The organism is Gelidibacter sp. (assembly GCF_035577925.1).
Lineage (GTDB): Bacteria > Bacteroidota > Bacteroidia > Flavobacteriales > Flavobacteriaceae > Gelidibacter.
On record NZ_DATJCY010000053.1, the window covers coordinates 1 to 6,044 of the forward strand.

At 35.2% G+C, this 6,044-nt stretch carries 7 protein-coding genes and 1 tRNA gene; 5 read left to right on the forward strand and 3 right to left on the reverse strand.

Annotated features, from left to right (window positions below; genetic code table 11):
• From VNJ50_RS01705 to VNJ50_RS01725, 5 genes are all read left to right on the forward strand, one after another.
• Window positions 1-772 (forward strand): hypothetical protein (locus VNJ50_RS01705; RefSeq protein ID WP_325578452.1); only part of this gene is annotated, 772 nt, incomplete at its 5' end.
• A 10-nt stretch (window positions 773-782) separates the two neighbouring features.
• The gene (locus VNJ50_RS01710) at window positions 783-2,003 is read left to right on the forward strand and encodes a tetratricopeptide repeat protein (protein WP_325578453.1); all 1,221 of its coding nucleotides are present in this window, start codon (window positions 783-785) and stop codon (window positions 2,001-2,003) included.
• 58 nt (window positions 2,004-2,061) lie between these two features.
• Entirely contained in the window at window positions 2,062-2,475 is a 414-nt protein-coding gene (locus VNJ50_RS01715) for a hypothetical protein (protein WP_325578455.1), read from the forward strand.
• A 66-nt stretch (window positions 2,476-2,541) separates the two neighbouring features.
• Entirely contained in the window at window positions 2,542-2,961 is a 420-nt protein-coding gene (locus VNJ50_RS01720; protein WP_325578456.1) for a hypothetical protein, read from the forward strand.
• A gap of 6 nt (window positions 2,962-2,967) precedes the next feature.
• Entirely contained in the window at window positions 2,968-3,453 is a 486-nt protein-coding gene (locus VNJ50_RS01725; protein WP_325578457.1) for a hypothetical protein, read from the forward strand.
• Window positions 3,454-3,671: 218 nt separating this feature from the next.
• Here the strand turns inward: VNJ50_RS01725 and VNJ50_RS01730 are convergent, their stop codons facing one another.
• The 3 genes from VNJ50_RS01730 to VNJ50_RS01740 all read right to left on the reverse strand — a co-directional run.
• Window positions 3,672-4,712 carry an IS5 family transposase gene (locus VNJ50_RS01730; protein ID WP_325578458.1) on the reverse strand — a complete coding sequence of 347 codons (1,041 nt, stop codon included), beginning with the start codon at window positions 4,710-4,712 and terminating at the stop codon, window positions 3,672-3,674.
• Between the two features lie 334 nt (window positions 4,713-5,046).
• Window positions 5,047-5,131 (reverse strand) — tRNA-Ser (locus VNJ50_RS01735).
• 236 nt (window positions 5,132-5,367) lie between these two features.
• Window positions 5,368-6,044 (reverse strand): alkaline phosphatase family protein (locus VNJ50_RS01740; RefSeq protein ID WP_325578460.1); only part of this gene is annotated, 677 nt, incomplete at its 5' end.

Genomic DNA, 6,044 nt, shown 5'->3' on the forward strand with positions numbered 1-6,044 from the left:
AGCCGAAAATAATAGACGAGATGAAATTCTAGCCGCTAAGTTAAAGGCAGAAGCCGATAAATTGGAAAAAGAGCGAAGAGAACAATTGGCGGCCGAAGAAGCTGAAAAGATACGTAAAGCCGAAAGTATTGCCCGTACAAAAAAAGAAGCCGATGAAGCCATAAGCCGATCAAGCGAGATCAGAAGCAGATTCAAACAATTAAACAACATAAAAGGCGAAGAGTACGAAGAAGAAATTTCTGGTCTGGAAGCGTATAATGACAAAGACTTTTTTGGAGTGAAATTGAACGGTGATTTTTTATGGAGAAAAACAACAGATAATTTACCCATCCAAATGCAAAAAATAATCGGGACCAACTACTTTATAGCATATAATGGTTCAAAAGGAAAAGTGTATAACCTTTATGGTAAGCCAATTTTAATTGATGGAGAAGAATGGATTGATGAAATAGTTTTTGATAAGGACAACAATATTTTTAAAGTAAAAGTACTTGAGGAGCAATATACTTTAGCATCATCAGATGAGCTTGATTTTGCTTGGATTAATGAACATGAAGTAGATTTTTATAAAACAAAGGCCGATTTGCTTACCGTACACAATGCTTTAATCGATGCAGCACTAGCAGCTCACAAAAAAAGATATGCAGGTACAACAGGAGCTATTTTAACATTAGGGAAAAGGGATTTGCATGCAGCTGGTGGCTTATCGATCAAAGCTGATTTGAAATTCAATGTATTAGAGAAGAATAGAGGCTATTTTTTTAAATATTAATTATAAAATCATGAAAACAAATCTCCTAACTATAGTGTTTTTGTCACTTACATCGGTTGTATTTGCCCAGACCGATCCAATACCGTATGAATGGTTTGAAGAGCAATCAAAAATAATCTCAGATTTGCAATACAAAGCCAACGGAAAAGAAATAGATTTTGGCGACAACAAAATTGTAACTGCCAATTATATTAAAGACAATTTCAGCATTAATTATAGTGACAAACTTGCATCTGCCTCTGTTAACTTTAGTGCAAACGGAAATGAAGGACTTATCGTAGTGGAAGATATCGACCTCACAAGCGTTAAAGATTTAATTGAAAGCAACGGTGTTATACTGATGTTTCCAAATGACGAATTAGAATGGCAATTATACATGAATGAAAAACCAAATGTACAAAAAGACAAATTTTTTTATTTCAAAGCGGCTAATGAAGTCGATAGTAAAAAGATGTTTGCAACATTTTGGGAAATCATCAACCGCTTAAAAGTGGATAAAGGACTGATATCAGAATCTGAAGTTGAAAAACAATGGAACGATTGGCAAAACCTTGCTATTGAAGATTTTTACATTAAATATCCTCAATCTATTTTAGCACACGAATTTAATGATGAAGCTTTAAAAAATGTAGGATCTAAATATTACTTTGAAAAAAAATATTTGGAAGCATTGCCTTGGTTACGGCGAGCTGCTAATCTTGAGAATGGATATGCAAACTATCTATTAGGATTTATGTACAGTAAAGGACAAGGAGTTGATAAAGATGAGGCAAAAGGTTTTGAATATTTTCTCAAAGGGGCTGAACAGGGAGACGTAAATGCGATGTTTAGAGCAGGTCATAGTTATAGATTTGGCTGGGGAACTTCAGGAAATATAGTTAGCGCACGGGAGTGGTATCAAAAAGCAGCAAATACAGGAAATGTTGAAGCCCTAGTGAAAATGGGAGACAGCTATTATTCTGGATCAAATCCGGGTGAAATCATTGAGTGGTTTGAAAAATTCTTAAATAAAGAAGGTAAACTTAATGAAAGACAGATGGAAGAATTAGGCTTGTCATATTATTATAATAAACAGTACCAAAAATCATTAGAGTGGCTAATAAAAGCCTGTAATGAAGGACAACGAAACCGAGAAGTTGGGTTGTTCATAAGAGCAATTTACTCAAAAGGTTTAGGCGGAGTTGCAAAAGATAGAAAAGCAGGTAGATATTATTGGGATAAATGCTATTAACATTTTGTACAGCAGTAATAATACAACGGCAAATTGCAATATATTAAACTCGAAAATCATGAAAGTAAAAACAATTATTACAGTAATTGGATTACTTTTTAGCCTAACAAGCTTAGCACAAACCAAAGAAGAAACCATAAGCTGGCTCAAAGAAAAATTGCAAACTAATATCTCGCCTGGCCGTAGCTCATTCAAAGATATTACCATACATTCTGTCGATGAATGCGAGATCATAATTAAGCTTAAACTGGGTGAAACAAATTGGAAATATACACTTCCCACTAATATCAAGAATATTATTCAACCTGGATTTCAGTATGCGGATGAAGTTGTTTTATTGGAAATCGATGAAAAGGCTCCGTTAAAATCAAAATTTTGTTTTCTTCAATTAGAAGAAAATGAAGAAAACCTTGGTGCAGAGGTAGTAAAAGCCATGAATCATTTATCAGCGTTCTGTAAGAAAGAGAATTAAGCATTTTAATTGTCTAATCCAATCTAACAGAGTTTTAAGTTCCGTTAGAGTTTATAAAATATTACCATGGGCTTATTTAATCTTTTTAATAAAACAAAAAAAGAAACACCACCCGCTTACCAAGTTGGGCAAGAGTGGTATTACCAAACTCGAAACGGAGAAGAAAACTCTACCTTGAAGATCGTAAAAATAGAAGAGTACGAAGGTATCGGCAAAATGGTGCACATTTCTATTTTGGACCTAAAAATTAAAAACCCAAAATATCCCAACGGATTGTTAAATGAGGTCATGCACATTCCCATAGCTGAATATGCTTTACGTAATAGCACCATCCAACTAAAAAGTGACCGTTGCCAGTTACCCGATTACGAATTTGGTTATGTTCATTGGAAAAATGCCTACGACCAAGGACAGGCCGGTTACTTTGGCATTCCGTTGAAAGAGGTTATTCAATATTTACAAGATGGCACATATAGCGAAAAATAGGAAATGATGAAAAATTTATTTTTAATTGTTTTGTTGATAGTAAGCAGTTTGTCTTTTGGGCAAACCCAAAAAATAACAAAACTCTTGAACATGCAGTTGCAAAGAGAATTTTCCAAATTTTATGACAATCAAGAAAAAGCGAATTTTAGTGTTAAAGAACCGTTTCGTATAGATGAAAATAATGTATTGCATCTTAGTATTACATTGGAAAAAAATGAAGATGGCCAAAAAGTAAATGTCAGTCGTCAAGTGCCGTTAGATAAAATAGTAGATTTTGACAAAGATATCTATGTGTATTTTCACACATTAGGCCCAGATGTTACCGAAACTCAAACTAATTATGATCAAGACGGAAATATTGTGCAAATTAAAACGGAGCAATTGCAGATGTTTTTCACAGAAATCTATAAAGAAAATCACCCAAACAAATTTATGCGCCAGGTAATAAAAGCATTTAAAAAAGCTGGTTATGATATTGAAAGTGAATATTGATAACTTTTGAAGTTTTTAAGAAGTTGTAGTAAAATATCCTTATTTGGTTTTTAAAATAATGTGCCAATACCTCTATTTAGAGTTTTAAGACCATTGCAAAAGCCTTCTCTAATTTGATTGAGTTTTATCAGCTCATTTTTTTAGTGGAAAACGAGAACAATTTTCAATCTTGAGTTGTTTTTCGGGTGTATATGACCTTTTTTAAAGCTTATTTCGCCCTATCCTTTACAATTGGACGCAATTATCCCTGGACTTCGATATAAATTATAGCTCATGGCCTCCATTAGATTTTGAGTATGCATTTTATGGATACCCCTATATCTTGCCGTTCCTCCAGAGAACCATCGCTTTATTCCTCCAAAGGTACGTTCGACCTTAAATCTCGTTTTGCCTATAAGTTTATTGAATTTCTTTTCCCAAGACGTTAAAGGTCTGTTTTTATAGGCCTTTTTTAGAATGTGGTTTTTTAGCTTTCGTTCTTTAAGAAGTTCAGCGTTTTTCTTTGATTGATAGCCCTTGTCTGCTTTTAATGGAATGCCTTCTGGCAGATCCGCAGTGTCCAGCACTTCTTCTAAGTTGGCAATTTCATTAGTACTTGCCTTTGTGGTCAACACCCCTAAAACCAATCCTTCATTATCTGTAACATGATGCTTTTTGTAGCCAAATCTATACTTGCCACCTTTCTTGAGCCAAGCGGCATCCTTATCTACACTATCGGCATAATCCTTTGTGACTTCAACTTCCTGTTCATCTTTTCGGTCTTCGGTAACTTTATGATTGGTTTTGCCCTTAGGCTTTAATGGCGTATCAATCACGCTAGCATCAATTATAGCTCCTGTTTTTACTATTATGTGGCGCGCTTCCAACTGTCTGTTTATCTCTTTAAAGAGTGGTTCGTAAGCTTTGGCTTTGGTCATTATGGTCCTAAAACGCGATAGCGTACTATGGTCAGGAGCTACTTGGTCGATATGCAAGCCGCAAAAATAACTGAATGAAATACTGTCGTTGACTCGATCCTCTACTTCATAATCACTTAGGCCATACCACGTTTGCAGTAAACTCATTTTAAAAAGCAGCAGTCCACTATAACTGGGCTTACCTGTGGCACTTTGACCTTTGGTGTAGTGTCTTTTTAGAACCTCTATAATAGGGTCCCAATCTAAAAGAGTGTTGATTTGAGTGAAAAATGTACGCTTTATCTTGCGAGATCGAAGGTCGCAAATGCTATCGGCCAGGGTTGGTTGTCTTACTAATTCCATGAAGAAAAGATACGAAATATCTCAAAAATATCCAACTCCTTGCAACGGTCTTATATTTATATAAATGTATAAGGATATAATTATAACCAGATAATTTACTTTCCTTGAATTTAGCTGTAATAGAGTAGGAGGAGTATTTTCTATTTATTGCGGTTTTCTACCCAATATGATCGGTGAGATAAAAGAAGAAGTAATTGGATCGTACTAGAAGAATGTCTTTAAATTCCATTGAAATTCGCGTAATATCACTAAAAGAAAAAACCCAAATCTAACCTGTTTTTGGGTGTAGATTTGGGTGTAATTTTCGTAACTGATTGGTAATCAGTTGAAACTGCGGAGAAAGAGGGATTCGAACCCCCGGAGGTGTGACCCTCAACAGTTTTCAAGACTGCCGCATTCGACCGCTCTGCCATTTCTCCTTTGCGTATCTCATCAAGTATTCCTTGAATGCGGGTGCAAATATAAAACTTTTTATCAATTAACAATAGGACTTTCATAAAAAAGTGTCCTTGTTTTGAACGTGGAAATTTATGAAATGCCTAAGTCGATAATTCTTACAGTTTTATAGACTTTTTTTTCAATTTTAAAACTCCCCATTCATTCACTAATTCTAAACTTTCTTCGCTAAATCCGCTCTTTCAGCCGATTTTTTCTTCTACTTATCCAATAAATCAACAATCGGTTGTCCTATATTTCCATTCGGCTCTTGAATATGAAGCAAGGCGGAAAGGGTAGGGGCAATATCGGTCATATAAGTGGGTGCATGTGTTTTTCCTTGTTTAATTCCCCAGCCCATAAAAACCAACGGAATATGACTGTCGTACGGATTCCAAGCACCGTGTGTGGTCCCGGTGAAATCGCTGTAGAATCCAAACCACTGCGGTTCTAAGAATACTTGAATGTCACCACTTCGTTTGAAGTTGTATCCGTTGATGGCACGGGTTTTTAAAGGTTCGGGAAGACTGGAAACACTCAACTTTTCCATATCCACCGCAAATGAAATTCCGTCTTGTTTCTTTAAATAATCAATGATGGTTTTCTTGATTTTCTCATCGTCTAACTTCTCGGCATCAATGAGTTTGTAATTTAAGAAAACTTGATTGTTACTCATCGTGTAAATCAGTTTCTCATGACCATATTCGGAGGTTAAAATGGAATTAATTCCTTTTAAAACGTCGCTTTTGTAGAAAAAACCTGCATTTCCTTTTTCATCTTGAATGTATTTAGGATTGTGTGCAGCACCGTGATCGGCGGATAAAAAGACGGTGTAATTTCCTTTGCCTACTTTTTGATCCAAATACGTAAAGAAGTCTGCGAAATCTTTATCCAATC